This window comes from Enterococcus sp. AZ191 (assembly GCF_051713845.1).
In the GTDB taxonomy this organism is placed as follows: Bacteria; Bacillota; Bacilli; order Lactobacillales; family Enterococcaceae; genus Enterococcus_B; species Enterococcus_B durans.
The window spans coordinates 1,753,666-1,780,287 of record NZ_JBIOQS010000001.1 but is presented as its reverse complement, the minus strand read 5'-3'; the positions used below and the strand labels follow the sequence as shown (position 1 = coordinate 1,780,287).

The 26,622-nt window shown below is 35.0% G+C and carries 27 protein-coding genes, 1 tRNA gene and 5 pseudogenes; 18 read left to right on the top strand and 15 right to left on the bottom strand.

The window, feature by feature from the left end; translation table 11 throughout:
* Positions 1-7: 7 nt before the first annotated feature.
* The gene (locus IGI47_RS08610; RefSeq protein WP_438783947.1) at positions 8-1,228 is read right to left on the bottom strand and encodes a GNAT family N-acetyltransferase; all 1,221 of its coding nucleotides are present in this window, start codon (positions 1,226-1,228) and stop codon (positions 8-10) included.
* Between the two features lie 146 nt (positions 1,229-1,374).
* Here IGI47_RS08610 and lepA point away from each other — a divergent pair, with 146 nt between their 5' ends.
* On the top strand, positions 1,375-3,210 hold the full coding sequence (gene lepA / locus IGI47_RS08605; RefSeq protein WP_438783946.1) for a translation elongation factor 4: 1,836 nt from the start codon (positions 1,375-1,377) through the stop codon (positions 3,208-3,210).
* A gap of 92 nt (positions 3,211-3,302) precedes the next feature.
* Here lepA and IGI47_RS08600 read toward each other — a convergent pair whose 3' ends face one another.
* The 6 genes from IGI47_RS08600 to IGI47_RS08575 form a co-directional block, all read right to left on the bottom strand.
* The gene (locus IGI47_RS08600; protein ID WP_434564550.1) at positions 3,303-4,439 is read right to left on the bottom strand and encodes a tyrosine-type recombinase/integrase; all 1,137 of its coding nucleotides are present in this window, start codon (positions 4,437-4,439) and stop codon (positions 3,303-3,305) included.
* A gap of 196 nt (positions 4,440-4,635) precedes the next feature.
* Entirely contained in the window at positions 4,636-4,809 is a 174-nt protein-coding gene (locus IGI47_RS08595; RefSeq protein ID WP_438783945.1) for an Ltp family lipoprotein, read from the bottom strand.
* Positions 4,737-5,096 carry a hypothetical protein gene (locus tag IGI47_RS08590; RefSeq protein ID WP_438784469.1) on the bottom strand — a complete coding sequence of 120 codons (360 nt, stop codon included), beginning with the start codon at positions 5,094-5,096 and terminating at the stop codon, positions 4,737-4,739. The genes IGI47_RS08595 and IGI47_RS08590 overlap by 73 nt, the downstream gene beginning before the upstream one ends.
* A gap of 133 nt (positions 5,097-5,229) precedes the next feature.
* Positions 5,230-6,294, bottom strand: a complete 1,065-nt coding sequence (locus IGI47_RS08585; protein ID WP_002330122.1) for a type I restriction endonuclease — start codon at positions 6,292-6,294, stop codon at positions 5,230-5,232.
* A 138-nt stretch (positions 6,295-6,432) separates the two neighbouring features.
* Positions 6,433-6,861, bottom strand: coding sequence for an ImmA/IrrE family metallo-endopeptidase (locus IGI47_RS08580; RefSeq protein ID WP_002344311.1), 429 nt, complete (start codon positions 6,859-6,861; stop codon positions 6,433-6,435).
* 15 nt (positions 6,862-6,876) lie between these two features.
* The gene (locus IGI47_RS08575) at positions 6,877-7,260 is read right to left on the bottom strand and encodes a helix-turn-helix domain-containing protein (RefSeq protein ID WP_002344310.1); all 384 of its coding nucleotides are present in this window, start codon (positions 7,258-7,260) and stop codon (positions 6,877-6,879) included.
* Between the two features lie 139 nt (positions 7,261-7,399).
* Here IGI47_RS08575 and IGI47_RS08570 point away from each other — a divergent pair, with 139 nt between their 5' ends.
* The 13 genes and pseudogenes from IGI47_RS08570 (at position 7,400) to IGI47_RS08510 (ending at position 16,140) form a co-directional block, all read left to right on the top strand.
* Entirely contained in the window at positions 7,400-7,654 is a 255-nt protein-coding gene (locus IGI47_RS08570) for a helix-turn-helix domain-containing protein (protein WP_148238222.1), read from the top strand.
* Positions 7,651-7,803: a hypothetical protein gene (locus IGI47_RS08565; protein WP_002301569.1), complete on the top strand. Its 153-nt coding sequence runs from the start codon at positions 7,651-7,653 to the stop codon at positions 7,801-7,803. Before IGI47_RS08570 ends, IGI47_RS08565 begins: the two co-directional genes overlap by 4 nt.
* Before the next feature lie 63 nt (positions 7,804-7,866).
* Positions 7,867-8,304, top strand: a pseudogene (locus IGI47_RS08560) (hypothetical protein); the annotation flags it as partial.
* Positions 8,304-9,158: pseudogene (locus IGI47_RS08555) on the top strand (recombinase RecT); the annotation flags it as partial. The pseudogenes IGI47_RS08560 and IGI47_RS08555, both read left to right, overlap by 1 nt.
* 36 nt (positions 9,159-9,194) lie before the next feature.
* Positions 9,195-9,629 (top strand): annotated as a pseudogene (locus tag IGI47_RS08550) (DUF4373 domain-containing protein); the annotation flags it as partial.
* A 133-nt stretch (positions 9,630-9,762) separates the two neighbouring features.
* A complete protein-coding gene (locus IGI47_RS08545) occupies positions 9,763-11,088 on the top strand; it encodes a PBSX family phage terminase large subunit (protein ID WP_438783944.1) in 1,326 nt (441 codons plus the stop codon).
* Entirely contained in the window at positions 11,082-12,641 is a 1,560-nt protein-coding gene (locus tag IGI47_RS08540; RefSeq protein WP_125190766.1) for a phage portal protein, read from the top strand. Before IGI47_RS08545 ends, IGI47_RS08540 begins: the two co-directional genes overlap by 7 nt.
* Before the next feature lie 176 nt (positions 12,642-12,817).
* Positions 12,818-13,954 (top strand): annotated as a pseudogene (locus IGI47_RS08535) (BppU family phage baseplate upper protein); the annotation flags it as partial.
* Positions 13,955-13,972: 18 nt separating this feature from the next.
* A complete protein-coding gene (locus tag IGI47_RS08530) occupies positions 13,973-14,419 on the top strand; it encodes a hypothetical protein (protein WP_010721245.1) in 447 nt (148 codons plus the stop codon).
* Position 14,420: 1 nt separating this feature from the next.
* Positions 14,421-14,558 carry an XkdX family protein gene (locus tag IGI47_RS08525; protein ID WP_002298029.1) on the top strand — a complete coding sequence of 46 codons (138 nt, stop codon included), beginning with the start codon at positions 14,421-14,423 and terminating at the stop codon, positions 14,556-14,558.
* A gap of 37 nt (positions 14,559-14,595) precedes the next feature.
* On the top strand, positions 14,596-14,889 hold the full coding sequence (locus IGI47_RS08520; RefSeq protein WP_002308840.1) for a hypothetical protein: 294 nt from the start codon (positions 14,596-14,598) through the stop codon (positions 14,887-14,889).
* A 23-nt stretch (positions 14,890-14,912) separates the two neighbouring features.
* Entirely contained in the window at positions 14,913-15,110 is a 198-nt protein-coding gene (locus tag IGI47_RS08515; protein ID WP_024635624.1) for a phage holin, read from the top strand.
* 10 nt (positions 15,111-15,120) lie between these two features.
* Positions 15,121-16,140 carry a peptidoglycan recognition protein family protein gene (locus IGI47_RS08510; protein ID WP_438783943.1) on the top strand — a complete coding sequence of 340 codons (1,020 nt, stop codon included), beginning with the start codon at positions 15,121-15,123 and terminating at the stop codon, positions 16,138-16,140.
* 32 nt (positions 16,141-16,172) lie between these two features.
* Here the strand turns inward: IGI47_RS08510 and IGI47_RS08505 are convergent, their stop codons facing one another.
* From IGI47_RS08505 to IGI47_RS08495, 3 genes are all read right to left on the bottom strand, one after another.
* Positions 16,173-16,739, bottom strand: a complete 567-nt coding sequence (locus IGI47_RS08505) for a hypothetical protein (protein ID WP_438783941.1) — start codon at positions 16,737-16,739, stop codon at positions 16,173-16,175.
* A gap of 110 nt (positions 16,740-16,849) precedes the next feature.
* Entirely contained in the window at positions 16,850-17,296 is a 447-nt protein-coding gene (locus IGI47_RS08500; protein WP_438783940.1) for a hypothetical protein, read from the bottom strand.
* The gene (locus IGI47_RS08495) at positions 17,277-17,717 is read right to left on the bottom strand and encodes a Panacea domain-containing protein (RefSeq protein WP_002337184.1); all 441 of its coding nucleotides are present in this window, start codon (positions 17,715-17,717) and stop codon (positions 17,277-17,279) included. Before IGI47_RS08495 ends, IGI47_RS08500 begins: the two co-directional genes overlap by 20 nt.
* Before the next feature lie 538 nt (positions 17,718-18,255).
* Here IGI47_RS08495 and IGI47_RS08490 point away from each other — a divergent pair.
* Both IGI47_RS08490 and IGI47_RS08485 read left to right on the top strand, forming a co-directional pair.
* On the top strand, positions 18,256-18,453 hold the full coding sequence (locus tag IGI47_RS08490; protein ID WP_002293041.1) for a cold-shock protein: 198 nt from the start codon (positions 18,256-18,258) through the stop codon (positions 18,451-18,453).
* 423 nt (positions 18,454-18,876) lie between these two features.
* Positions 18,877-18,948, top strand: a tRNA-Ile gene (locus tag IGI47_RS08485).
* Between the two features lie 566 nt (positions 18,949-19,514).
* Here IGI47_RS08485 and IGI47_RS08480 read toward each other — a convergent pair.
* Entirely contained in the window at positions 19,515-19,766 is a 252-nt protein-coding gene (locus tag IGI47_RS08480; RefSeq protein WP_438784458.1) for a DUF5960 family protein, read from the bottom strand.
* 683 nt (positions 19,767-20,449) lie between these two features.
* Between IGI47_RS08480 and IGI47_RS08475 the strand changes: the two genes are divergently transcribed.
* A complete protein-coding gene (locus IGI47_RS08475; RefSeq protein ID WP_438783939.1) occupies positions 20,450-20,647 on the top strand; it encodes a helix-turn-helix domain-containing protein in 198 nt (65 codons plus the stop codon).
* Positions 20,648-21,140: 493 nt separating this feature from the next.
* On the opposite strand, the pseudogene IGI47_RS08470 reads toward IGI47_RS08475, so the two are convergent.
* From IGI47_RS08470 to IGI47_RS08455, 4 genes and pseudogenes are all read right to left on the bottom strand, one after another.
* Positions 21,141-21,272: pseudogene (locus IGI47_RS08470) on the bottom strand (DUF3788 family protein); the annotation flags it as partial.
* A 165-nt stretch (positions 21,273-21,437) separates the two neighbouring features.
* The gene (locus IGI47_RS08465; RefSeq protein ID WP_311931027.1) at positions 21,438-22,136 is read right to left on the bottom strand and encodes a hypothetical protein; all 699 of its coding nucleotides are present in this window, start codon (positions 22,134-22,136) and stop codon (positions 21,438-21,440) included.
* Between the two features lie 442 nt (positions 22,137-22,578).
* Positions 22,579-22,791 carry a hypothetical protein gene (locus IGI47_RS08460; protein ID WP_311931028.1) on the bottom strand — a complete coding sequence of 71 codons (213 nt, stop codon included), beginning with the start codon at positions 22,789-22,791 and terminating at the stop codon, positions 22,579-22,581.
* 954 nt (positions 22,792-23,745) lie between these two features.
* Positions 23,746-23,904, bottom strand: coding sequence for a hypothetical protein (locus IGI47_RS08455; RefSeq protein ID WP_311931029.1), 159 nt, complete (start codon positions 23,902-23,904; stop codon positions 23,746-23,748).
* 1,199 nt (positions 23,905-25,103) lie between these two features.
* On the opposite strand from IGI47_RS08455, the gene IGI47_RS08450 reads away from it, so the two are divergent.
* Positions 25,104-26,621, top strand: a complete 1,518-nt coding sequence (locus IGI47_RS08450; RefSeq protein WP_438783938.1) for a helix-turn-helix domain-containing protein — start codon at positions 25,104-25,106, stop codon at positions 26,619-26,621.
* Position 26,622 lies beyond the last annotated feature (1 nt).

The following is a 26,622-nucleotide window of genomic DNA, read 5'->3' as shown; positions in this document are numbered from 1 at the left end:
CCTTTATTTAGAAATAATCACTGAAGTAAGCTTCCATATTCGGAATAATCAATTCCAGTGTCTTTAATGTTTCTTTATCTGTTTCGATCCGTTCGATCCTGGCCAAATAAGAAGCTCTGCGATAATTCATCATCAAACAAGTCAATGTTTGAACAGAAAGACGAACAGGTTGGCCAACAGGTTCGTTGACTATTTTTAACTGTTCATTCTCATCCCAAACCAAGCCAAAGATACCATTGTTCCAAGGAGCTACCGGATCTTCCACGATAAAATGGAACGGTTTGGCAGAAGCAGCAAAAGGAAAATGTGCAAGGAATTCTTTCACATCAACGATTCTTGCCATAAAATAAGGTTCGATCTGTTCTTTGATCTGGCTATCTTCAATCAAAAAGGCTAATGGTTCATTTTTATAGATATCGCCATGAACCCAGTAGACCATAGAGAAGTGGGCAGAAATGAAATTCCACAGACCATTGCGCGCCTCTTGATTCAAATAGAACATTTCCTTCACATGGAAAATTTCTTCCGCTACCCAATAAAAAAGAACACCAATCGGCTCTTGAGCAGAATTGTAATAAACAGCAGCTGTTCGTTCATCTTCATTCTCAAAACGCCAATATTCTTCCCAGTGGAAATCACTTCGGAACAATGCACCATGATTTTGACCAGCAAATTTTTGATAAACTTTATAGACATCCGGATGATCAACAGGCAATCGCTCCACCATACCACTCACCGGCACTTGCTTTGGCAACTGGGTATCACGTATCTTAAAAGACAATTTATAAGACATGATCTCCCAGCCCTTACGACGGTAGTAAGGAATACTGTAAGGGTAAAGATAGGAAATCCACTGCTTGTTTTTACGCATATTATCTAATGCTACGATGATCAAGTCTTGCATCAACCCATGATTTGCGTATTCGGGATAAGTTCCCACACCAGTTACACCCCCCATTTTATAAGGCGTACCATGGATATTCACTTCACAGGGATAGATGGCAATCTGTGAAATCAGTTTTTCTTCATGGAACCAACCAAATACTTCAGATAACTCCAAAATTGGTCGTTTTGAGCGGATAAAGGCGCGCTTGCTTTCAAATCCACTCTCTTCAATATCCGCTTCAGTTACTTGGAAGACATAAGAGAGCAATTCATTGAACTGATCCACATGTTCTTCTGTAACAGGTTTTAATTCAAGATTTTCTCTGAAATCTCTTTGATCCATTCTTTCATCTCCAATTATTTACTTGTTACTAGTATAGCAAAATTTCAGCAAAAAAACTTCTAAAGCCGACTAGGTAAAAAGTCTTTAAATTCATTCTTTTCATTGATATAATGGAAAGTGCTGATTACAAGAAAAGAGGAGACGCTATGGATATAAAAAAAATGAAACAACGCCAAGAGCAAATTCGTAATTTCTCGATCATCGCTCATATCGACCATGGGAAATCCACATTGGCCGATCGTATTTTGGAAAAGACGAACACTGTGACGTCTCGTGAAATGCAAGATCAGCTATTAGACTCGATGGATCTAGAGCGTGAACGTGGGATCACGATTAAATTAAATGCTGTAGAATTAAATTATACAGCTAAAAATGGAGAACTATATATTTTTCATCTCATCGACACTCCAGGACATGTCGATTTTACCTATGAAGTATCACGAAGTTTAGCTGCGTGCGAAGGAGCTGTTTTAGTCGTCGATGCTGCCCAAGGAATCGAAGCACAAACACTAGCAAATGTTTACTTGGCTTTAGATAATGATCTGGAGATCTTACCAGTTATCAATAAGATCGATCTACCAGCAGCAGACCCTGAAAGAGTACGTCAAGAAATCGAAGATGTCATTGGACTCGATGCAAGCGAAGCAGTTTTAGCCAGTGCCAAAGCAGGGATCGGTATTGAAGAGATCCTAGAACAAATCGTCGAATATGTTCCTGCACCATCTGGGGATTTAGAAGCACCATTGAAAGCACTGATCTTTGATTCAGTCTACGATAGCTATCGCGGGGTCGTATTAAATGTCTGCATCACAGATGGCGTGGTAAAACCAGGAGATAAGATCCAGTTGATGAGCAACGGCAAAACATTTGATGTAACGGAAGTTGGTGTTTTTTCACCTAAAGCTGTTGCAAGAGACTTTTTAATGGTCGGTGATGTCGGTTATATCACTGCAAGCATCAAAACAGTCCAAGATACACGAGTAGGGGATACTGTTACTCTAGCTAACAATCCAGCAAAAGAAGCTCTGCCAGGTTATCGAAAAATGAATCCAATGGTTTATTGTGGACTATATCCTATCGATACTTCCCGTTACAATGACCTACGTGAAGCGCTTGAAAAATTGCAATTGAACGATGCTGCTTTGCAATTCGAACCAGAAACTTCCCAAGCACTAGGGTTCGGATTCCGTTGTGGATTTCTAGGATTGCTACACATGGATGTCGTTCAAGAACGACTAGAACGTGAATTCAATTTAGAATTGATCACGACTGCGCCATCAGTAATCTACCATGTGAACAAAACAGATGGCTCTATGACAGTTGTAGACAACCCAGCAGATTTTCCTGAATCAGTCACTATCCAAGATGTTGAAGAACCTTTCGTTAAAGCACAGATCATGGTGCCAAATGACTATGTAGGAGCTGTCATGGAGTTATCCCAAAGAAAACGTGGTGAATTCATTACGATGGATTACTTAGATGATTATCGAGTGAATGTCGTTTACAATATCCCGCTATCTGAGATCGTCTTTGACTTCTTTGACAAATTGAAATCAAGTACAAAGGGATATGCTTCACTAGACTATGATATGTCTGGCTATCAAAAGAGCAAGTTGGTAAAAATGGATATTTTATTGAATGGAGAAAAAGTTGATGCGTTAAGTTTCATCGTGCATCGTGACTTTGCCTATGAACGAGGGAAAGCAATCGTTGAAAAATTAAAAAAACTGATTCCACGTCAACAATTCGAAGTACCAATCCAAGCTGCTATCGGTCAAAAAATCGTCGCCCGTTCAGACATTAAAGCATTGCGTAAGAATGTTTTGGCAAAATGTTATGGCGGAGATGTTTCTCGTAAACGAAAACTTCTTGAAAAACAAAAAGAAGGTAAGAAGCGTATGAAACAAATCGGTTCAGTAGAAGTTCCTCAAGAAGCCTTCATGGCCGTTCTGAAAATGGATGAGGACGAACCGAAGAAATAGCAAGGTTTGTTTGAAAACAGTGTAAAAAATAAACCATGTTTACATGGATTTGCCACCGGTTTGCCACCGGTGGTTTTTTTCGGTGGCAAAATTCAAGAATTCTTTCTCAGATTCTCCATGATATCGACCGTTTCATTTCTCATCTTATCTGTCACATGCGAGTAAGTATCCATCGTAATTGAAATTCTGCTGTGGCCCAATCGTTCAGAGATTTCTTTCATTTTTGCGCCATTTTCGAGAAGAAGTGTAGCATGAGTATGTCTGAGAGAATGGAAGTTAAAAGAGAGGGAGAGTGCATTCGATATCCTTCTTGTGTTCCATTTCACCACACTTGGCGTAACTAGCTCACCGTCTTCCTTCGTACATACTGCATTTGAATCAATGTAGAGCTTTCCATACTTCATTCGATTTTCTAATTGTTGTTTCTTATGTTTTTTCAGAATTGCTAGCAAGGTTTGTCCAATAAAAATCGTTCGATTGGAACTGCTTGTCTTTGGTGTACCATATATCCATGCGCCATCATTCTTTACCATTTGTTTCTCTACAGTAATTGTTCCATTTGAAAAATCGACATTATCCCATGTCAGACCACAAACTTCGCCAACGCGCATTCCCGTATAAAATCCAATATTCAAAGGAATATAGAAAGGATGGCCTTCAGGAGTGATTTCTAGCATATGATCAAAGTCCTCAAGAGAAATGATTTTTAGATCTTTTTTAGTCGTTGGTCGTTCTTCGTATTTTGGTATCTTTACATACAGCATAGGATTTTGCTTGATTAACCCCCAAGGATAAACCGCCATATTCAGCGCATTCTTAAGGACAGAGTGAGTAATAGTCATTGTTTTCTTCGAGTAACCCTTTTTAAATTCAGCATTGATGAAATTTTGTAAAAGAGCAGGGGAGAGATCCGTAAGTTTTTTCTTTCCTAAATAACCGTTTATATGATTTTTGATGGTAAATCGGTAGTTTTCATAGGTATTGTATTTTAGATTTAGTTTAACGTATTCCTCCATCCAAAAATCAAGGTATTGTTTTACTCGAGTATCCGTACCTAAAAAGTATTGTCCTGTTTCGTCAATATCTGATAAAACTTTTCGTAAAGCAGCTTCGGCCTCTGGTCGGGTGTCTCCGCCAACTTTCTCCACTTTTTTTCTTGAGCCATCATCATTGATATCTTCAAAATAATAATACCAACGTTTTCCACGTTTTCTCACACCGCCACGCATAAAATCAGTCCTTTCATATTGCTATGTCATTAGTACGATAGTTAAATTCTTTTGGTACATATAGTGAGTGAATAGATGTAAAATCCGTATTTTCAATAGAAGTATACGAACTTATGTTCCTTTGTGTTTAAAAAGAAAAGCCCGAAGGCTGATCTTTTTATATTCTAATAAATTAATCTTTTAAAGATAATTTTTATTAATTAGGTAAGTTATCAATAGCATATTGTGCTTGCTCGGGCGTATATTTTTCATATACCAATTGGTCATAAAGACCATCTTTAGAAAAAGCAGAATAATCTAAATAGTCTTTAGCAGCTTGAAGTGCATTTGAAGATTCAAGCGATACATCGTTAGAAGTTGATGATTCCACTGATGAATCAGAAGAAATGGATTGCTACTTTCTTCTAATGTAACTGATGTAGAAGTTGATGAGTATTGTGATTCGCTTAAACTAGAATATTCAGTATCGGAGATATTTTCCGATGTGGATGACTCGGTTTGGCTTTTAACAGTATTATCATCTCCACCACTTAATGCACCACCAACGATGAATACAACCAGAACCACAAGAATCCAAAACCAAACTCTTTTATAAAAAGGTTTTTTCTCCTTCATTACGTAAGTTTTTCCATCTTCCCCTGTAACTTTTTTCTTCACCATTTTTTCCTCCAAAAATTAAATGATTTACTCCCATTTAAAGGCAGGCAGTGATAGTCGCCATTAATAAAAAGAAAAGCCCGAAGGCTGATCTTCAATGTAATAATTCAGTCATTTTTTTTCGAACAAAAGTCTATAGAAATTTTTGAACTATATCAGTAATTTGTTTTGAATAGCTATAAATGTCTATAGGCTCTTTCAACTCATAAACTGTATGATTATCATCGTTTAATTCAATTTTCATTCCATTTGTATTGAAACGAACTCTTAGAATCCATTTTCTGATATTGTCATCTAATAATATATTGAAGTAACTTCTGTTGTCTCGATAGAATAATCGGTCTAAAGGAATAGTATCTACTAAAACAACTTTACAAATAGTATAGGCCTCTAATTCTTCAGGAGTGGTAACAATTTCACTATCAGTTTCATCTGTTGTATCAGAATCTGATTTAGTTTCTGTATCCTCAACAGTAACCGATGTTTTCAAAGCAGCGCTTAATTTATCATTAACTTTTTCAGCGATAAATTGGTTTAATCCTTTTTTTATAATTGGTTTAAATTTTTCAATAGTTTGCTTTGTTTTCATTCCGTCATAAATTTCGCCAAGAAGATATTTGACAAAATTTTCCGTTGGTTCGTTTAGCTCAGAAGACAGGTAAGCCTTTAATGAATTTAAGTATTTAAGTTCTGCTGCAGAACTTGTAATCTTGTCTACGTCGAAATTGTCTTTATGAAATTTTGCTAACTCTGGAAGTTGGCTGTCTTTAATTTTTGTAATATTAATAGTTAAAAAAGGAGTAAGATCCATTTTATTTGGTTCGTCTAAATCAGTAAAGAACTTGTATTCCTCGCCGTTCGTCAATATACCAAATTTAGAAGTAGTGGTTCCAAAATATCTAAATAGTTGAGAATCATGTTTTGTTAACTTTTCATTGATCGATTTTGCTTCTATAAGTATAGTTGGTTGCCCGTCAAGAACAATTGCATAATCAACTTTTTCGCCTTTCTTTATACCTACATCAGCAGTAAACTCTGGTACAAACTCTGTAGGGTTAAACAAGTCATAACCAAGTGCAACAAAGAAGGGCATAATTAATGAGGTTTTTGTTGCTTCTTCTGTACCAATACTATCTTTTAATTCAACCACTCTTTTACCTAATTGTTTCAAGCTATCTTGAAATTTTTCCATTTCCATGATGAAACCTCCTAATAGTATTGCTCCCACTAAGGCAGGGAGCGATAGTCTTCCCAACAAAAAGTATTTGAATTTATGTAATCACTTTCCCCACAAAGACAAAAAATTCAATACTTAATTATTCAAACATTAAAAATTTCAAATTAAAAATTTATAAGCATCTTTCGGAAGTCCATATAGTTTAGTCAATAAATCAACTTCTCTTGGAAATTGATCCGTGTCATCTTTGTAAAGAGAAACGATGAGATTAGCAGCAAAGCAATTTGCCTCACTCTCTGATTTGCTCCTAGATAATCGTGTAGAGACGTAATAGCTAGATAGTTCTTTGTGAAAAAGGGCATGGCCAAGTTCGTGGGCGCAAATATAGAAACGCTCTTCGGAGTACTTAAGACTGTCATTTAAAAAGATAATAGGTTCGTCTAAAATTTCCTGAAATTGTCCTTTTGGGTTATTTAGAAAAAGAACAAATTCTACGCTTATGCCCATTTTTTCACAAATTATAAAAGGATTAGCGGATTGATATTTCCGCTTTAAATCTCCAACTAGATTTACTACATCCAACTCCATACAAATCACTTCACTTTACTTTTTCTTCCTTTTTTTTATATCCCAGAATGTCGCTGTAAGGATATCTTTTACTCGTTGAATTTCTTCAGGTGTTAAAGTTTCACCACCGTAAGCCATGTTCACGTTTGATTCTAATAATTTATCTAGCTCGATTAAATCATTCTCATTAGCCCAATCAGGGATAAGCTCCACGTTAACGGGTGAATTCTCTTCGAAGTAGGAAATAGACACACCTAAAGCAACTGATAGTTTTTTTAAAGTTTCTAAAGTTGGATCTTTTCGTTCACCTTTTTCAAATCTAGATATTTGAGAAGCGCTTACTCCAGATTTTAATGCTAACTGATTAACTCCTAATCCTCTAGAGGTTCTCAATTCTTTTAGTTTTTCTCCAAACTCCATGATAAAACCCCTTTCTTAAATAAATGATATAGCCCTTTGGCAACAAATGCAAAAAGAATTGCAATTTAGCAACAAATAGTGTTGCTAAATGACAAAAATAGTATTATAGTGTTGTCATAAGGCAATGGAGGTGTGAAAAATGAAAACATTACTTAAACAAGACGAACTTAATTCCTTAATGCAATCAAAAGGTGATGATCCATATTCATTGGCTAGAAGAATGGATGTAGCTCCATCAACGGTCTATAGAATATTGAATGGAGATCGTGGGATTGGTGGAGAATTGATTCCTAAACTGCTCAACGCTTTCGAACTTTCTGAAAAAGATTTTGATAAGCTTTTTATTTTTAGTGAAGTGTTGCCAAAAAACAACAACGAGGGGATTGCCAAATGACACGACAAGAAAAAATAAACATCGTACTTGATGCTAGACCTAGACTAGTCCACATCATCAAATGTGCAAATGATGATCAACTCGATCGTCTAGTTGAAGAAGTCCAAAAAGAGCTTGAACGTGAATTAGACGAAGCAGCTTTCGTTTGATTCTTTAAATTAATAGTATAAAAAAATTGCTCGTATTGATATACGGGCGAATAAGAATATGAGGTGTTTAAACTGTTAAAAAAATCAAGTGTTATTCGAGAATCGTTAGTCGAAGTAATTAATAAGAGTGGTGAGACCAAAAAGGAAATAGCAAGACAAATCAACGTCTCTCAACAGTCATTAAGCGATTGGACAACATTGCTTAATACGAAGCCCGTGACGTTGGAAAATGCTCAGGCGTTAACGGATCATTTTAGAGATTCTGATTTTACTCTTCAAGTGATTCATGAGTTTTTCGGTCTATTCAAATCAATTGATGGTGATGTTTATAGAAGAGATCCATCTTCATTAGACAAGTTGCAAATGATTGAATCAGATGAGCGGAAACAGAAGAAGCAAGAAGTAGAAAAAATTCTTCTTAAACAAGTAAATTACTTAACTGTTGATGATCGTCAACAAATCATTGCATATGCTTATGAATTTTTAGACGAGATCATGGTTTAATGAATACACCAACAATGAGAAAGAAGTTTGAAGAGGTGCTTCACGATAACGCTAATGCTTTTATGTCGAATGTGATGACACTGGTATCAAATGATAGCTATCTTGCTGACAGCGAACCAATGTCCATCATGAGCGGCGCACTGACTGCTGCGACATTAAATCTTGGGTTAGACAAGAATCTTGGATATGCCTATCTAGTTCCTTTTAATAGCAAAAACAAGCAAACAGGAAAATGGGAAAAGAAAGCTCAGTTCTTACTCGGCTACAAAGGGTACATCCAGTTGGCTCAACGGTCAGGTAAATATAAAGCATTGAATGTCATTGAAGTATATGAAGGCGAATTAAAAAGCTGGAATCGTCTTACTGAAGAGTTTGATTTCGATCCAAACGGACGGAAGTCAGATGAAGTTATTGGGTACGTGGGTTACTTTGAACTGCTAAACGGCTTTAAGAAAACTGTCTATTGGACCAAGCAAGAAATAGAAGCACATCGTATCGCGAACAGCAAAGATCGTGACAAAACCAAATTAAGCGGTGTGTGGGCATCAGATTACAATGCGATGGCTCGAAAAACTGTTCTTAGAAATCTCCTTTCTAAATGGGGAATTTTATCCGTTGAAATGCAAGAAGCTACCACATCAGACGAAAAAGTTCAAAAAGTTCAAGAAGATGGGAGTATCATTTCTGAAACAGAAATCGAAGAGGATATCCCTGAAAGAAAAGAAGCAGAAAAAGTAGAAATAAACGCTGACAATGGATCAACAGCTTTTGAAGAGTATGCAGAATCAGTTCAGACAGATGAAGCACAAGAATCGCTGTTCGATGCATCGAATCCACCATTAAATAAATAGTGAGGGAGTTATCTCCCTCTATCAGGAGGTGCTTTTGTGGCAAGACCTGTCAAGGATGGTCTTGATTATTTTCCTCTTGATGTTGACATATTTGAAGATGAAAAAATAGAAGCTATTGCTGGGGAGTTTGGCATAAAAGGTGAGCTTGCGGTTATCAAGCTGCTATGTGCGGTATACAAAAAAGGATACTTCATTGTGTGGAATGATTTAACCAAAGCGACCCTTTTAAAACGCCTACCCGGAGCAAGTAAGGAATTGTTAGATCAGATTGTAGCCCGCTTGGTTGCGTGGGGATTCTTTAATGAGGACCTGTTCAATTCGGCTAAGGTGCTGACATCTGAAAACATCCAAGCGAGATACTTCGAAGCGACAAAAAGAAGAAAATCACCAAAACCAACCAAATATGTAATTAATGTTAACAATAACTCTCAACCTAACAGAGATAATGACAACATTAATCCACAAAGTAAACGAGCCGCTTTAATGTCGGCGCAAGCTGAAAAGCTAAATGCTGAGATACGAGACTTAAACGGTGGCGAGGATGAGCCTGAATCAACTGTAATCGTTGATGATATTCCTTTTGAAGATAGTGAGGTGGCTATTGATGCCGATGGCAGTTAAAGAGAAACCTCAAATTAAATTGACTACGATGGTTAACCCGCATTTTTATAAAGTATGGCGGGCAAAGTGTCCTTATATTTTAATGAAAGGCGGACGTGGTTCATTTAAATCATCTGTTATCAGTTTGAAATTAGCAACAGAAATGAAGAAGCACACACAAGCTAAGCACAAAGTAAATGTTGTCTGCATGATGAGTCAGCATAAGTATTTAAGAGATACTGTTTATGAACAAATCAAGTGGGCACTTTCAATGTTAGGCATTTCAAAAGAATATAAGTTTCGTACTTCTCCTTTACGAATCATTCATAAACGGACTGGATCTAAGTTCTACTTTTACGGTGTGGATGATCCCTTAAAACTAAAATCAAATGCAATTGGCGATGTCATTGCTTTGTGGTACGAAGAAGCCGCAAACTTTGAAAGCGAAGAAGTATTTGACCAGACGAATGCAACCTTTATCCGTCAACGGTCGCCATGGGTAGATCAAGTACAAGTTTACTATTCATGGAATCCACCTAAGAATCCATATGATTGGGTCAATGAATGGGTAGAAAAATGTATGCGCCTAAATGATCATTTAGTGGATCACTCAACCTATAAAGATGATGAGTTAGGTTTTACGGATCCGCAACAATTAAAGCTGATAGAAACTTATAGAGCAAATGATGAAGACTACTATAGATGGCTTTACTTAGGCGAAGTGATTGGTCTGGGCACACTCATCTATAACATGGATCATTTCCATCCGCTTGATGAGTTACCAGATGATGATTACATCGTTCAGATTTGCTTTTCAATCGATAGTGGACACCAAATATCAGCGACTACCTGTGGTTGCTACGCTATTACCAAAAAGAAAAATGTCATTTTATTAGATACTTATTATTATTCTCCTGAAGGAAAAGTAAATAAGAAGGCACCTGATGAGCTTTCTAAAGATTTGCATGATTTTATTGAGCGATGTCAAACAAAATACAATAAGTATGCCTACAAAATCACTATTGATTCGGCGGAAGGCGCTCTAAAAAATCAATACTATAAAGATTACAATGAGAGGTTTCATGCAGTGGCCAAAGCTAAAAAAGTGGATATGATCGATTATGTACAGAGCCTCCTTGCACAAGGTAGGTTTTTTTATTTAGATACGGAAGCAAATCGAATATTTATTAAAGAGCATCGTGATTATCGATGGGATGAAGATACTTTACAGTCTGATGATCCAAAAGTTATCAAAGTCGGTGATCATACATGCGACCAGTTCCAATATTTTGTAAAAGATAATCTAAATGATTTAGGACTGAAATGGTAGGTGAGAAAATGGGAGTATTCCAAACGATTAAAAGTATATTCAAGAGAGGAGTTGATAGCGTGAATATGAGTTTTACTGGTCGTGATATTGCTAAGGTAACGGATCATCCCAAAATAGGGATTGATTCAAGAGAATACGATCGGATTGCTAGAAACTTTAGGTACTATTCCAATCTATTTCCTGATATACAATATCGTAATTCATACGGGGAAACACAGAAAAGAGAATTTAAGTCCCTAAATATCACCAAGACAGCTTCTAGACGGTTAGCGAGTATCATCTTTAATGAGAAGTGCAAAGTAGCACTAAAAGACAAGGAGGAGCAAGCAGAAGCTTCGAAAAGCATTCAATCAGCTGTAGAGTTCCTAGATAAAACACTTTATGACAACAATTTCTATAATCTGTTTGAAATGAACCTTGAAAAAGGTATTGCTGCAGGCGGTTTTGCTATGCGTCCTTACGTTGACGGTGACAAGATCAAAATTTCATGGATCCGTGCAGATCAATTTTATCCGTTACGCTCTAACACAAATGAAGTAAGTGAATGCGCCATTGCAACAAAGACCATTCAAACAGAAGGTGACGTGAATTACTACTATACGTTGCTAGAATTCCATGAATGGCAAGATGATAAGTATGTTATCAGTAACGAGCTTTATAAATCTGATAACGATAATATTGTTGGTAAACAAATTTCATTAGCGGTTCTTTATCCTGATTTGGCTGAAACTGTCACATTAGAAGGATTGAAAAGACCGCTTTTTGCATACTTCAGAACGCCTGGAGCTAATAATAAATCGTTAGAGAGCCCATTAGGTGCTGGAATTGTTGATAACTCAAAAGAGATACTTGATACGATTAATACAACTCATGATCAATTTGCTTGGGAAATACAATTAGGTCAACGCCGAGTAGTTGTGCCAGCAGAATTCCTCAAAACAGATGAAACACACCCACCAATGTTTGATACAGATCAGAACGTATTCGCTGGTGTATACGGCGCTGAGAATATCGGGGTCAAAGATATTACAACACCTATTCGAACAGTTCAATATAAGGACGCTATCAGTCATCTAATTAAAGAGTTCGAGGTGCAGGTTGGTTTGTCAGTGGGTTCGATGAACTATGCGGATGACGGCATTAAAACGGCCACTGAGATTGTTTCTAACAATTCCATGACTTATCAGACACGTTCAAGCTATTTGACTATGGTTGAAAAAGTTATCAATGAGCTTATTCATTCTATTTTTGAACTTGCAGGATACGGAGAAATGTTTGAAAGCGAGAAACCGCTATTCTCTATTGAATATGATAGTTATTTAGTAACAGTTAGTTTTGAGGATGGTCTATTTATCGATCGTAACAAACAATTAGAAAATGATCTAAAGGCTGTAACTGCTGGCGTAATGCCTAAGAAACAGTTTCTTATCCGTAATTACAATCTAAACGAAGATGAATTAGAAGATTGGTTAGCTGCATTAAAAGATGAAATGCCAGAAGTGGGATCAACCGAACGGCGTAGTCAAGATGCCTTATTCGATTTAGGTGATTAATTATGATTACACCAGAAAAAATGCAAAAGGCCGCAAACTCAATTATCAATATCTATTCAGAACTGGAAGACCGAATCTTTAACATCATAATCAAAGCGTTAAAACAATCTCGTTTTCGAGATGTAGCTAATGAATGGTACCCTTTGTTTAGAGACATCCGAACACTTAAACCGACCGGTAAAGTTAGACTAAGAAAAATTAAGATTGAAGAAGGTCCAACAGCCACCCCGTACCAGCCAAATCTACTCGATGCACCGTATTATTTGAGTAAGGTGGCTTTGGGTGAAAATCTAATTAAACCAGAATCACAACAACCAGTTACTAATAGTAACTATCTTATTAACACCTATAACATTAAACCAATGGTAAAAGGTAAGAAGTATACCATCACACTTGAAGGAACTAAGCCAGCAACACAGGTTTTTAGACCATTTTTCACACGAGCAACAGGAGATGCATGGGAGGTTGGTGACTTACAACCAGTAGAAGGCTTAACTAATGTGTGGTCTAAAACATTTACAGCAGCAGATGACTCACACCCTACTACCCCACAAGTGCAGATTTATCAAGTACCAAGCACAAGTGTAGGACAATGTACAATTAAGTGGTTAAAACTAGAGGAAGGCGACACACGAACCCCGAATATTAGTCAGTTTAAATACTTCAGTGAAGGCTTGAAAGATAGTAACAATCCGAACGACTACAGCTGGGACATCACGCCTGAATATACTGAAAAAGGTTTGAATGATTCTGTGAGCTTAACCGAACCACAATCTGTAGATGGAACTAAGAACTTTTTAGAAACCCCTCTAGTTAATGGAAAAAATGTACTGGTAGAAGAAAAGCCGTTGCCTTATGAAGCGTGGCATTCAACAGGAACTGAACAAACTGGTATTCCTAATAAAGCTCGGTTAATTATTGGACCAGTAGCAACCACCATTGGAGCAAAGTTGAATCGATCTATGAAGGAGAATCCGTTGACTTGGAATTCTGGAAATTGGCAAGCAACAGCTAATCGAGATTGTACTTTGTTAGTAGAAGGGCTAGTTAGATATCAGTTTGGCAGATCAACAGCTGGCCAGTATGGTTATATTACTTTTTATAAAGACGATGCCCAAAATAGTTCTATTGGTTTTGCAGGTGGTGTTGGTATAAATGGAACTGCATTGCAATGGAAGCATGGGCTTCACTTTAGTAGAATTTTCGAGTTGAAAAAAGGAGAGTACTTCAATATCACTTTTGAAACTCAGGATGGTAAGAAGTTAGATTTTTCTCAAATAAACACGCTGCACATTATGGAAATAGAATCTTAGATTAAAGGAGTGAAATAAATGAAAAACATTTGGAAATACGGGCGTACTGGCGGAGAGTACGCAGGAAAAGTATTGGACGACATGCTTGTATCCGTTCCTTACACAGATCAGCCTCCACTTGAAGGAATTCGTGCTGATGGCGAACCGTTAACAATCGACGATCAAATGTTTGATCCTAAATTGAATCAATGGATTATTTTAGCGAACGCACTAGATCACAACGATTTAAACAATCTCAAAGCAATGTATGAGTCGTTAGAAAATGAGAACGGCGATTTAAAACAGCTCAACGCCAAACTCATGCTAAACGATGTAGCGATTAAACAGGAAAATACTACATTGAAAGAAAAAGCGGATAGTTTAGCACAAATCAATTCAAAAATGATGCTTGCTTCGTTACAAAATAGCAAAGACATTTCAGAAATTAAAGAGCAACTAAATCCAGCTTCAAAGGGAGGTGAGTAGTATGTTTAGTTTTAGCGATGTGAAAATGATGTATGATTGGGGCTGTTTTACTGACGATCAAGTTCGACAATTCGTTCCACTATGCATTACAGACGAAGAAGCAGATAAAATCATTAGCAAAGAAGAGAGCGCATCTTAATTGATGTGCTTTTTATTTTGATTCAAGGAGTTGTCACATGATTAATTTAGGGGAATGGGGAGCGATAGCAGGATCAATAACCGCTATCGTTTCTTTGATTTTATTAGTAATTAGACCGATTGTTGCATCATTTACAAAAATTACGAAAACACTATCACAAGTGAGTTACAACTTGGAACTATTAACAAAAGATTTAGAATCGAGCAAATCAGATCGATTGATGATTCATGAAGAACTAAAGAAACACGATGAAAGATTAGATACACATGCAGAAAAATTGGTAGAACACACACAACAAATTAAAACTTTATTTAGGGAAACATCTCGATAAAAATAGAAAGAAGATGAATAAAGATGATCTTACCTGATAAGTATTATCAAGTTATTAAATGGACAGTTTTAACAGTATTGCCAGCTGCATCTACTTTAGTAGCCATGTTAGGAAAAGCATATGGATGGAATGGAACAGATATGACAGTACTCACTATCAATGCAGTAGCAACATTTTTAGGCGTTATCACTGGTGTGTCGGCTTATAATTTGAAAAAATAGGAGGAAACAAATGAAAAAGAAAATTACTATTACTGCGATGAGCCTATTAACGGCTCTTTTTTTATTGCCAATTAATGGTTTTGCTTATACGATCAATAATGAATTTAATTTGGGCGCAAATGAAGGTAGCTCACAAATAGCAAATAATCAGTACATTTTACTGCATGAAACGGCTAATGAAACAGCAACAGGACGCAATGAAGCGCAGTATATGCAACGTTCATGGACTAGTGCTTACACTGCTTACATTGTGGGAGACGGCGGAATTGTTTATCAAGTCGGACAACCTGGTTATGTGCAGTATGGGGCTGGTTCATATGCTAATGCCAACAGTCCTGTGCAGATTGAGTTACAACACACGCACGATAAAGCAACTTTTGAAAAGAACTATAAAGCATATGTTGAATTGGCTAGAGATTCAGCAATGAAATATGGTATTCCATTAACATTGGACACGCCTTATAACCAACCAGGAATCAAATCGCATTTATGGGTAACGCAAAATATTTGGGGCGATCATACAGATCCTTACGGTTATCTTTCTGAAATGGGCGTAAGTAAAGAAAAATTAGCATATGATTTAGCTCATGGATTTACCGATGAAAATCCGACAACTTCAGATGATAAACCAGTCATTGATCCAACTAGAGCAGGTGCAGCAAATCCTACGCTGACAGATGGAACAAATTACGCCCACATTGATCAGTTTGGGGAAATCGAAAACGCAAACTTGCATGTTGCTGGATGGCACATTGCTAACTATAAGTATGAGTATATCTTTATTATGGATTACAACACTGGCAAAGAGTTAGTGCGAGTAAATGCTAATGGTGTTTCACGCCCAGACGTAAACCAACCCTACGGCACTTATGGTAATGTTGGCTATCATGTTTCTTTCAATATGCGTAATTTTCCTAACAAGAAAGTATATGTTATGATGCGTGCAACGAACGATCCGAAAGGTAACACGCAAGGCGGAGCGCAAGATTTCCATGACAAACGATGGTACTTGAATATTTCACAACGATAAAAATAGCCCCTCGATGAGGGGCGGTACATAAATTATATAAACTTTATCCATCCCAAACCTTTAATTTTAGGCCAAAGAAGTTTTAGTAACACAAGAAAGTTAAAAATAATGAAAATACCAAAAATAAGAAATTTCATAATATTGTCAGCTTTTAAAATAAACATATCCTTAAAAGGATTTACCCAATCAGAATATCTCACTGCTTTTAAAACTAGCGAAAATAAAAATAAATCTACAAAAAAGAACAAACTAAAGGAAAGAGTAGGGTGTTTCTGTCTAAGCGTGCATTGGCATTCTTCTTCTTTTTTACAAGTACAACTTTTTAATTTTAGTCCCGTCAGTTTAGAGATGGCGTTAAAAGAAATAAATACAATCAATATTAAAGTGATTGACGACAAAGAAACATACATGAGAATTTTAGAGATAGGAGTTTCCGCTAGATTATCACCAATAGCGCCAATTTGTGATAATCCACCAAAAACAGCAAATATAATTGTTGAAAATATTCCCATCATGCTAAGAAAATCAATTGTCATTTGATTATATTTTTCTTGATTTTCCTGTGCTAATTTTTGTGCCTCATTGAGTTCATCTGTCAATTCTTTTGTAGATGTAGTAAGTAAATCGATTTTTTTCTCATAACTGGAGTTATCATTTTTTAATGCTTCTAAAATTTTTTGCTCAGAGTCCAGTCCACTCTCGAGCGTTCTTAATTTTTCTTTTTGTTCGCTATAAAGGCTGTTTTTTGATTCAAAGCTAGGCTAAGGTGTTCTTTTGTTTTAGCCAAAGCTGAAATAGCAATTTGATCAGATTTTTTTAAACTTCCATTTTCTTTTTTAGAGATAAATTTATCTATATAAAACCTTTCGAGTAGTGTGATGAAAACAGCTGTAGCTTCATTATCAACATCATCTTTAAAAATAAGTGTGGTTAATTGCGCATAGGGTAAAGCTGCAGGATTTATTTCACTAGCTAATGAATATAGTTTCTCGAAATCAGTTGTCAAATTATTTGGTTCAACATATTTATATTCAACATAATTTGTGTAAATATCTTGTAGTGTTGAAACAAAAGAAGCAGAATCACTATAAATGTAACTCTGCTCTAATTTTTGTATTTCATTTTCATCAAGTAGTTCATCGTTCATTTGCTGCATTTAACAAATCCTCCACAGTGTATGATATGTTGCTACGTCCGTAGACAATATGTTCTTTATTATTTTCCCAGTGCGCGTGGGAATGACTTTCATCTACTAAATCAAAAACATTTTCTTTTAAACGGGCATCAATGATTTTATTTAAAAAAGTATAACTGTCATTCTCATTTTTTCGTTCGAATATTTTAGATGCGCCATATATACTATAATCTTCATAAATATCTTTCACAACAGGGCCGTATCTCCAAACAAAGAATTCTGAATTATACTGTTCTTGTAACCAGTCTTCATTTATAATTTTCTGTTTAATACCATCAATCAATGTGAAGTAGAGTACTTTTTGTAATTGTAGATTTGTTATGCCTTTGCCAACACCTTGAGCACGAGCAATTACATGATCAGCTAAATCTCTCATAGGCATTTCCTCTTCCTCCATTCTAAAATAAAATTCTAACATTTTATAATAATGTTAGTTTAAAGTCAATAGTTAACTTTTCTACAACCTAAGTATATCAAGCGAATATATTAAAAGTAAAGAGAAATAATGTGAAAACTCCTTCTTTATTATATTTTATTTTTCTTGATATTATTTCCCAAATTAATCACAAGTTTTTCTCTATCTTCAATTAGCTTCTTTAATTCTTCCAAATCCTCAAGAGTAGCCTTGTTTCTAATAAAACCACGAGCAGTGCTGCGATGAGCTAAATAGGTTCGCTTTATATATTGACAACTTTTTTTGTTCTGCTATTAACTCTTTTAAATGTTAACCCTACTTCTTTGTATTAAACCGCATATTGAATATTTATCCTTGTGTTAGCATTACATCCATGTTATAGTAAATAAGTAATCTAATTTGAAACGTAATCTGAGCGATATATTCACACTATAAAAACTCCTTTTACCAAGTAATATTAATTGCAACAAAACACGTATTATATACGTATTAGGAGGAAATATATATGAATAACGGTACAGTAAAATGGTTTAACTCAGACAAAGGTTTTGGATTTATCACTGGAGAAGATGGAAATGACGTATTTGCACATTTCTCAGCGATCCAGGGAGAAGGCTTCAAGTCTTTAGATGAAGGCCAAGCAGTTACTTATGATATTGAAGAAGGTCAACGTGGCCCTCAAGCAGTAAATATTGTAAAATAATGTTGAACTTTAAACACCTCATTTGAGGTGTTTTTTTATTTTAAGCTAGATACCGTAATTATTGCTAGCAATTTAGAGTAGTTCGTTACTAATTAAGGAGCAAATAAAATTATTATAATATAAAAAATTAAGCAAATAATAGACTAAAAAATAACTATGTGAGATAATAAACATAGAAAAAAGCTTCAGATACTCCCTCACCCTAGAGTCTTTCCCCAAAAAGATAAGTATCTGAAGCTTTTTTCTTTTTATGACTTGGAAATAATAGCATAAAATAATATATTTTACAAAGAATAAGTACAATCTAGTTTTTTGCTATTAAATGTGTAATAATAAATATGCCATCACAACATGAAGAATGAAACCCATTATTATCTAGTCTATGTCCATTCTTTTTGTTTGCAGTAGTTGTGATGGCTTTCCGTACTTAGCTCAGTTGGTCAGAGCAAACGGCTCATAACCGTCCGGTCGTAGGTTCGAGTCCTAAAGGGTACCTTAATGTAGCCATTTGAATCGTTATGTGTTAGAATTTTTTTGAAGAGTATTATACAAGCTAAAGCTTTTCTTCATTGCCACTCAAATGAGTGGCTTTTTTATGTATCCTTTTATGGATTAATGAAAGGATGTTTCACATAGTTATACTTCTGTATATTTGAAAAGTTTTACTTTGATTTTTAAATGGAAAGACATTTGGGTTATATTGTGAGATAATAATAAAGAAGAGTTTAAAGCGTTCCCCAAAAACCACTCCCCCATAAGTGTGTTACGCTTTAAACTCTTTTATATTTGAAGCCATTAAAAAGCATACCATATAACTGTAAAAAATAATGGGAAAAAGACTTATAATTGGAGTGATAGTTAATTAGTGACTTATTTTTGATTTTATAGCACTGATACTATAAAATATAGATATCATCATATTACACAATCTTAATACTAACTTAAAAATATCTCCTTTTATAAGTATGGTGATAAAATCCGTTCCGGGCTACCTTTTTAGGTAGCCTACTTTAATCTTTATATTTTTCAGGATCAACAAAAGTATACTTTACATAGTCAAATCATTTATGTTTTGCTGTAACATCTGGAACATTTGTCACTACATCAAATAAAAAATAGGCATCTAGGTTCATTCTGGTTTTTGCTGCCGGAATTTTAAAGTAGTTCTTATTAGAATAGTAGAGATTGATTAATAAGCTTTCTTCGATTGCTAAAAAGAAAACTTCTGAATCCCATACTTTATAAAAATCTTTGATAAATCTATTCGAAGGATCAAATTTAAACCATAATTGTGTCTTTCCTTCTATTAAAATATCTTGGTTATACGCATTTTCTTTGAAATTTAAGGTAATTGATATGTATCCCGACCAAATATTAGGGTTGTTAGAAATTAAAGATCCTAGTCCTAGTGATAATAAAATACCAGATAATTATACAGCGCAACAGTATATTGAAGATATTTACAATGTTAGATCTGAAATACAAAGAGTTCTAGATAGAATTGAAAATGAAATTGGTAAGATAATGATGGAAATGGAAAGATCGTGATAAAGTTTTTGTTACTATTTTTAATAATGCAGCAAAAAAATATTGCCACCATTTTGCCACCGATGACTGAGGTTTTCTCAGGTGTTTTGAAATGACCTAAAGATAGAAGAGATTATTTAGTTCCTTTATAACCTTTAATACTAGAAGCTTAGAGACTATCTTAGATTAATAGAGAATAGTACAGTTAGATTATTGCGAAAAGAAGCCTTCATGGCCGTTCTGAAAATGGATGAGGATGAGCCTAAGAAGTAGTATTTTTGAAGAGGAAATCCTATTAAATCAATCTTTTCGTGTGGCGAAAAATCCGTGATTTACCCGTTTAAAAAAGTTTAAACTGTCATGCGGCTGTCACGGATCAAAAAAAATTGTCAAAAAAGGAATATTTTCCCTTGAAGGTTTTTAACCGTCAGCGTATGATGAAAGCATCTCATGAGGAGGTGCTTTTTTCATGTCTGAAAATATAAGTGGTGATTTACTTAAATCTTTAAGGAAAGAGAAAAAATTGTCTCAAAAGAAGCTAGCTGACTTAGCAGGGATTTCGCAAAGTACTTTAGTCAAGTATGAAAAAGGAACAAGGAAAATTCCAAAAGATGTAGATTATATCCTAAGTAAGATTTTGAATGTAGAAACTCTACTAAAAAATTAGGCAGATAAAATTGGATTTCTTATTGATCAACTACTTGCTTACAGAGACATGAATAAGTTACTCAATAAAGAGTTGGCTACTAAAATAGGAACTAGTGAAGTATCACTTAGTTATAGTTATGTGTTAAACGGAAAGAGAAAACCATCGAAAGAAATGTAACGAAAATTTACTGTGTTTCTCTCTAACGAGGATAAAGAAATTTTGCTGGATATAAAACAAGATAATGTTTCGTTTAAGTTACCCGATATCGATAAAATAGCGCTAGGAAAACGATCTAAGAGATTCGGAAAAATCGAGATGAGACACTGGAAAAACTTGGTAAGAATTTTACTCGAACAGCAGGTAATAGTAACAAATAACCGACATAAGATTGATAAAATCTAATAATGATTGGTATAAAAAATTTTTATAGAATATGTTGTTATTATCTACCTCCATGTAATGAAAAAACAGAATGTGGGATAAATCTAAAAATCAGTTTTGCTATAGACTCTCGAGTAAACGGCGGGAGCAGAAGCAACTCCTTCTTAAATAAGCCGAAATTCACAAAAATTTGAAAAGCAATTTTCGTTAATTTCTTCTTATTTCTCGGAGTTAAACACTTCTGTCCCAGCCTCTCTCCAATAAACGGTGTCCAAAAGTCAGGTTTTTCGGAATTTAAAAAAAACGAGCAATACAAAAAGCGTATTGTTCGTTTTTTCCTCCAATTTCTCAAACCTAAACGACTTTTGTCTCGACCTCTGTTTTATGGTTGAGAAGAATATTTCACTAGCAAAAAAAGCGGAGGTGCTCAATTGTTGATCACTAAGACATCGATAAGCTGTTTGACATCTTCAGGATTTCCTACAGGTACGGGAATGACTGCAGCGGAATCTAGGATGTTCTGTGTTTGCGCTCGTGCATATTCTGGATCTTGTGCCATTTGTGGGTCTTGCCAATGAGACGGCACGTTGTATCTGGTGATCGTACCATTATGATTGCTAGAGTACACGACTAAACTTTGATAGCCATACTCACCACTAAGCATGATCGTTTCAGTTGGATAAGTAACACTTCCTTGGTCATAAGGATCGATTAGCGTACCAACAGGTTGCTTCGTTACGTGTAATTTAAATCCTGGATCTGTCAACCATTCTTTATATTGCGTCCCCATAGTAGCTAACCATACTCTAGCGTATTCAATCTGTAAATCAGAATAACCAGCTAAAATGTCAGTTGCAGCAACTGACGATTGGGTGGCTGACTCAGTTATTGCTTCAGCAGAATTTGTTGTAATTGTCGATTGAGTATCAGATGTGCTACTTTCTTTTTTGGTTCTACTTGTTACTTGTTTTGTAGATGATGTGCTGCTGTCAGTCGAACTAGTCTCAACCGATGAAGTACTCTCATTAGTTGCCTTTTTTGAACTCGTTGCGTCAGTAGAATCGTTTTGACTACATCCAGAAATCAAAAAGATGATTGGAAGTAGCAAGAGGATCGATTTTTTCATTTAAAGGTCTCCTTTTTTTATATACTCCATTATAAAATAGTTTGAGCGACAAAAATAGCATGGAGACGAACAACTTCATAAAAAGAGGCTAGGACAGAAGTGTTTAATTTCGAGAAATAAGCAGAAATTAATGAAAATTGCTTTTAAATTTTTGTGAATTTCGGCTTATTTTAAGAAGGAGTTGCTTCTGCTTCCACCGTTTATTCCTTTACAAAGAATGAGACAAAAGTGTTTCTTACTTTTGTCTCACGCTCTAAAACTGTATTAGAAAGACTGTCTAACTTTGATTGGAAAAGCAAACAATTGTTGAATGATCCAAACTGATTTCTTACCTTCCCGAATGAAGGTTCATTTTCAAATAGTCTATAACACTTTTTGAGTTATATTTGTATCTTTGTGAAATGAAACACAATCAGTGGTAGGAAAATTTCTGAACTAGTATTTATCCTCTATGGCAGCCGGGGCAGCAGAAGTAACACCCATCATATTTTACGGTCGGATCTGAGCATTTTGCAGCGAGAATCGCTTGGGTGCAATCTGTGAATCTGCCTATCGATAATTGATTTTTTTCATCTGGTAAACGGAAACAAGACGCTTCATGAATTTCGTGGTAGCCTTTTTCATCAAGTTTTTTATTCGCAATATAAAGTGGCATATTCTTACACTCCCTTAATTTTTTATCAGTGTTATTTATCTGATAATTTAATTATACAACTTGTCTTTATTTAATCAAGCTTTTATTTGTATTTAGGAATTTATATTCCAAATGCATTTGTTTTTGAATGGGGTTACAAATAATGCTGTGAATAGTATTTATCAATGAACATCTTTCGGATCGTTCAATATAAGAAAACGCTCGATAATGTTTGCCGAATCACTCAGAGAGTTCTGCAATCTAACAGATCAAGAATGAAATGATCTTGTAATTAAACAAATGACGAATGATCTTGCGAATAAAATAATATATTTTTGACAAACGTTTTAGATTATGGTTTTATTTAAGTAGAAAGCAGAGGTGAATGAAATGGATAATGACCAGAGGGACCCTAAGCTTGCTAAGGATCGAACCTTTGTAACTTGGGGAATCATTCCGATTGTTGGCTTTTTTGGACTTTTAGTGTCGTTGATGATTTTCATTTAATTGAATCTTTAAGTAATTCGCTGCTACTTTATAGTTTATTTTTTTAGCTATATACGTTGGAATAAACATTTTAGTTGATAATTTTTTTTATTTTTAAAGGATAAAAAAGATTCGGCAGAGCTTATAGGAACTAAAGGAAGTGAGTGTCGGAGTATGAAAACCTGAGAAAATCAGCAGGATTTTTACTTTGCCAACTTTTTGAGGACGTTCGTCTATTGCAAAGCGTGGACTTCCTTTTACGACTTTTTTCGGCTATCGTAGGTGAGATGAAGTGATCGTTACTTTGTCTCATTTTTTTGAATGTATAGTTACATGATTAAAACTATCAGAAGAAAGTGTCTAGAAATGCAATAAAAATGAAATGTGAAGAAAACCTGAGATTCTGACAGCAGTGATCTTATAAAGGGATAGAAATCAGGTTTTCTATATCTAAAAAATGGTTATTCTCTAGTTTCAAGTAAGGATCGATCATGATTGAGTTTTTTGTGAGTCAATTAGCCAAGTTGTTATGCCGACGATTGCTACTACGACTAGATAGGAATACCAGTTGATGATATTCAAAAGTAAAAGAAATAAGCCAATCAAAATACATAGTAGAAGCATTCCTGCATATATAATGTGTTTCATTTGTTTCCTCCGTTTTAAGTAATTGGATAATGGAGTGTATGTCCACTGTAACACTAATTATACCTTAAAGAGAAGATGGATAATAGATTTTCACAATGGAGAATAGAAGAGAAGCGACAAAAAAGTGTTGGAAAATCAAAAGGATAATGACATATTGAGTGAGATCGAAACAAAAGTCGTTTATTCGTTTTTAAAGAATGAGACAAAAGTGTTTCTTACTTTTGTCCCACGTTCGTTCGCTTCTATACCCTATTTTTTTTTAATAATAAAAAAAACGAAAATCACGTATAGGATAAGCGAAATAACTAATCCTTTAAGATAGTAGTCAAATAATTGTATCGGTTGTTCGTAAGAATATTCAATGATTTTAATCATAAAATAAATTGCTGGAAAAGCGGATAGAAACATCAACGTATCGTATTTGTTCCATTTGGTAAACAGCAGAAAGAAAAGAATAATACTAATAAAAGGAACCCAAAATAATAACTTGCTTAAAGTAATCATACTATCGCCCTCTTATAGCCCCCACATAAGCTAAATGATAGCATGTTCTTGTAAATGGGCAAAGAGATTTGGGTTTCTTGGAATAAATCTTCAGTTCTAAGATAGTGAAAGGTTTTTGGACAAGAGAGAAAAATCTAAAAGAGTTACCTATATAAAAAAATAAGTTTGCAACGCCTAAATCGTGGACGTCATTTTCTTATTGTGATATAATGAACATGTGAAAAATTTAGGACATCTCCCCAAAACGATCTCCAAAGAGTCGAATGTCCTAAATTTTTTTGCATATAATGAAAAGATTTCTTTATGCGTATCCCTAGCAATGATCTCTGTTGCTTTTCGATTTAAAAACGACAGAGATCGTTACTTTTTTAGTCTATTTTGGCATGTTCTTTTTGCAGTTCTTCTCTATAATCTATTTAGCTGTAAAAAAGTTTCGTCTAGGTAAGGAAAAACTAGCTGAAAATTAGAAAAGAACTTAAAGAAACGCGGAAAATGGTCCTAAAATCTAATAAGCGGATATGAGCCATTTCACTAGTAACTACTATTTTGCTCAGAGAGATACAATAGGTAAATCCAATGATTTTACCAGACTTTGACAGACAGGCATCACTCATGCTACTATCACAAAGCGTTCCCTAAACTAGGAGTGTAGGTAAGTATCTGGCGGATGTTTTTTAGAAAGAGGAGTTCATCAAGTGTTTACAAAATTGATCGATGCAAATGACTTGCATGTCTATAATTTTTTGAGTTATTGCTATGACAACAATAAAGCACATTATTCTGTAAAAGAATTAATGTATGAATTGAATTATACCCAAAGCAAACTGTTATCGGTTATTAGACACACTGAAATGTTTACTACATATTACTCAGAATACACGCTAACATTTTTTGAAGCAGAGAAGTTGATATTGATCGAATTTAGCCCTTTGTTTTTAAAAAGCAAAATATATGCTACGATTTTAAGTCGTTCTGTGGGGTTTAAGTTGCTTGATTCACTTTTTAAGGAAAAGTATCACTCGTTGGAACACCTCAGTCAAAAATACTATATGAGTCTTCGTACGATACAACGAAAATTAGGCGAGATGAACAAGATTCTAGAGAATTATCATCTGACATGTAGCTTGAAACGGATGAATCCACTTGATGGGAAAGAGTATCATATACGCTATTTTTTCCATTTGATGTATTGGCAAATATTTGACGAGAAGGAACAAGAGAGTACTAAGAAAGTAGAAAAAAACCAAAAAATCATGGGTATTTTCACTGAACATGCGCCTTATATGCGAGAAATCGATAGACAAAAGTTCAATGCTTTCCTAGCGATTTCTTTGCAACGAATCAAAAAAGGGCATTTTCTGCAGGAAATACCTGACAATGTAGAAGTATTTCAGCATCCATTGATAACAAAAGAAAGATTTAAGAAAAAGATCTTAAAACCGTTATTGGCAGTTAATTTGGTTTCATTAAAAGATATGGCTGAAACAGAATGTGACTTTCTTTACTTTATGTATGGGGTCATGAACACGTATTTAGAATGCGATTTAAAAGATTTAGACATCAATAAAATGAATGAAGGATGGAATAGTGAAGAAGCGTATTTTATCCATTATCTAGAAAAATATTTTCATGTGACTTTAGCGGATAAGGAAAGGATATATCTATTGGTTAATTTGACTATGATCCACCATTCATCACTGGTCTTTGGAACGAAAAATAAAATCGATGCTTTTGGAAATGCAGTGCGAGAAGCGGAGCTGCAACGTTCTTTTCCCATGATGTACCCGACGATGAAGCGGTTCATTTATGAACTTTCTGAAGATAGGGAACAATATCTTCAGTATTACGAGATGAACCAACGCTTGATTTTTCAGTACTGTATGCTGACTAGGGACGTATTTATCAAATATGAAAAACCGCTAACTTTTTCATTGCAATCAAAATACGGAAAAACACAAGAATTATGGGAAAAGAAACGAATACTTAATGCAACAAATCGTCCTTTGGAATGTGTACATTTTTCTGAGAAACCTGATTTAGTGATCAGTGATTATCCTATCGATCTAGAAGTTTACGGGTTAGAAAATACACCTGTTTTTTACTGGAGCGGTCAACCGACAGTAAATGATTGGCGAAGACTTAAATCAGTGATGAAGGAGTTGCGTGGTAAAAATATCAAGTCGCTCCTAGACCAGATGACACTGACTCATTAAG

Excerpts from the sequence above, each read along its gene's own strand:
- IGI47_RS08570 (WP_148238222.1), top strand. The coding sequence starts at position 7,400 with ATGAAAACATTACTTAAACAAGACGAACTTAATTCCTTAATGCAATCA.
- IGI47_RS08545 (WP_438783944.1), top strand. The coding sequence starts at position 9,763 with ATGCCGATGGCAGTTAAAGAGAAACCTCAAATTAAATTGACTACGATG.
- IGI47_RS08455 (WP_311931029.1), bottom strand. The coding sequence starts at position 23,904 with ATGAAACACATTATATATGCAGGAATGCTTCTACTATGTATTTTGATT.
- IGI47_RS08495 (WP_002337184.1), bottom strand. The coding sequence starts at position 17,717 with ATGCCTATGAGAGATTTAGCTGATCATGTAATTGCTCGTGCTCAAGGT.
- IGI47_RS08465 (WP_311931027.1), bottom strand. The coding sequence starts at position 22,136 with ATGAAAAAATCGATCCTCTTGCTACTTCCAATCATCTTTTTGATTTCT.
- IGI47_RS08490 (WP_002293041.1), top strand. The coding sequence starts at position 18,256 with ATGAATAACGGTACAGTAAAATGGTTTAACTCAGACAAAGGTTTTGGA.
- IGI47_RS08500 (WP_438783940.1), bottom strand. The coding sequence starts at position 17,296 with ATGCAGCAAATGAACGATGAACTACTTGATGAAAATGAAATACAAAAA.
- IGI47_RS08530 (WP_010721245.1), top strand. The coding sequence starts at position 13,973 with ATGAAAAACATTTGGAAATACGGGCGTACTGGCGGAGAGTACGCAGGA.
- IGI47_RS08565 (WP_002301569.1), top strand. The coding sequence starts at position 7,651 with ATGACACGACAAGAAAAAATAAACATCGTACTTGATGCTAGACCTAGA.
- IGI47_RS08540 (WP_125190766.1), top strand. The coding sequence starts at position 11,082 with ATGGTAGGTGAGAAAATGGGAGTATTCCAAACGATTAAAAGTATATTC.
- IGI47_RS08585 (WP_002330122.1), bottom strand. The coding sequence starts at position 6,294 with ATGGAAATGGAAAAATTTCAAGATAGCTTGAAACAATTAGGTAAAAGA.
- IGI47_RS08525 (WP_002298029.1), top strand. The coding sequence starts at position 14,421 with ATGTTTAGTTTTAGCGATGTGAAAATGATGTATGATTGGGGCTGTTTT.
- IGI47_RS08475 (WP_438783939.1), top strand. The coding sequence starts at position 20,450 with ATGTCTGAAAATATAAGTGGTGATTTACTTAAATCTTTAAGGAAAGAG.
- IGI47_RS08460 (WP_311931028.1), bottom strand. The coding sequence starts at position 22,791 with ATGCCACTTTATATTGCGAATAAAAAACTTGATGAAAAAGGCTACCAC.
- IGI47_RS08520 (WP_002308840.1), top strand. The coding sequence starts at position 14,596 with ATGATTAATTTAGGGGAATGGGGAGCGATAGCAGGATCAATAACCGCT.
- IGI47_RS08515 (WP_024635624.1), top strand. The coding sequence starts at position 14,913 with ATGATCTTACCTGATAAGTATTATCAAGTTATTAAATGGACAGTTTTA.
- IGI47_RS08610 (WP_438783947.1), bottom strand. The coding sequence starts at position 1,228 with ATGGATCAAAGAGATTTCAGAGAAAATCTTGAATTAAAACCTGTTACA.
- lepA (WP_438783946.1), top strand. The coding sequence starts at position 1,375 with ATGGATATAAAAAAAATGAAACAACGCCAAGAGCAAATTCGTAATTTC.
- IGI47_RS08600 (WP_434564550.1), bottom strand. The coding sequence starts at position 4,439 with ATGCGTGGCGGTGTGAGAAAACGTGGAAAACGTTGGTATTATTATTTT.
- IGI47_RS08510 (WP_438783943.1), top strand. The coding sequence starts at position 15,121 with ATGAAAAAGAAAATTACTATTACTGCGATGAGCCTATTAACGGCTCTT.
- IGI47_RS08575 (WP_002344310.1), bottom strand. The coding sequence starts at position 7,260 with ATGGAGTTTGGAGAAAAACTAAAAGAATTGAGAACCTCTAGAGGATTA.
- IGI47_RS08580 (WP_002344311.1), bottom strand. The coding sequence starts at position 6,861 with ATGGAGTTGGATGTAGTAAATCTAGTTGGAGATTTAAAGCGGAAATAT.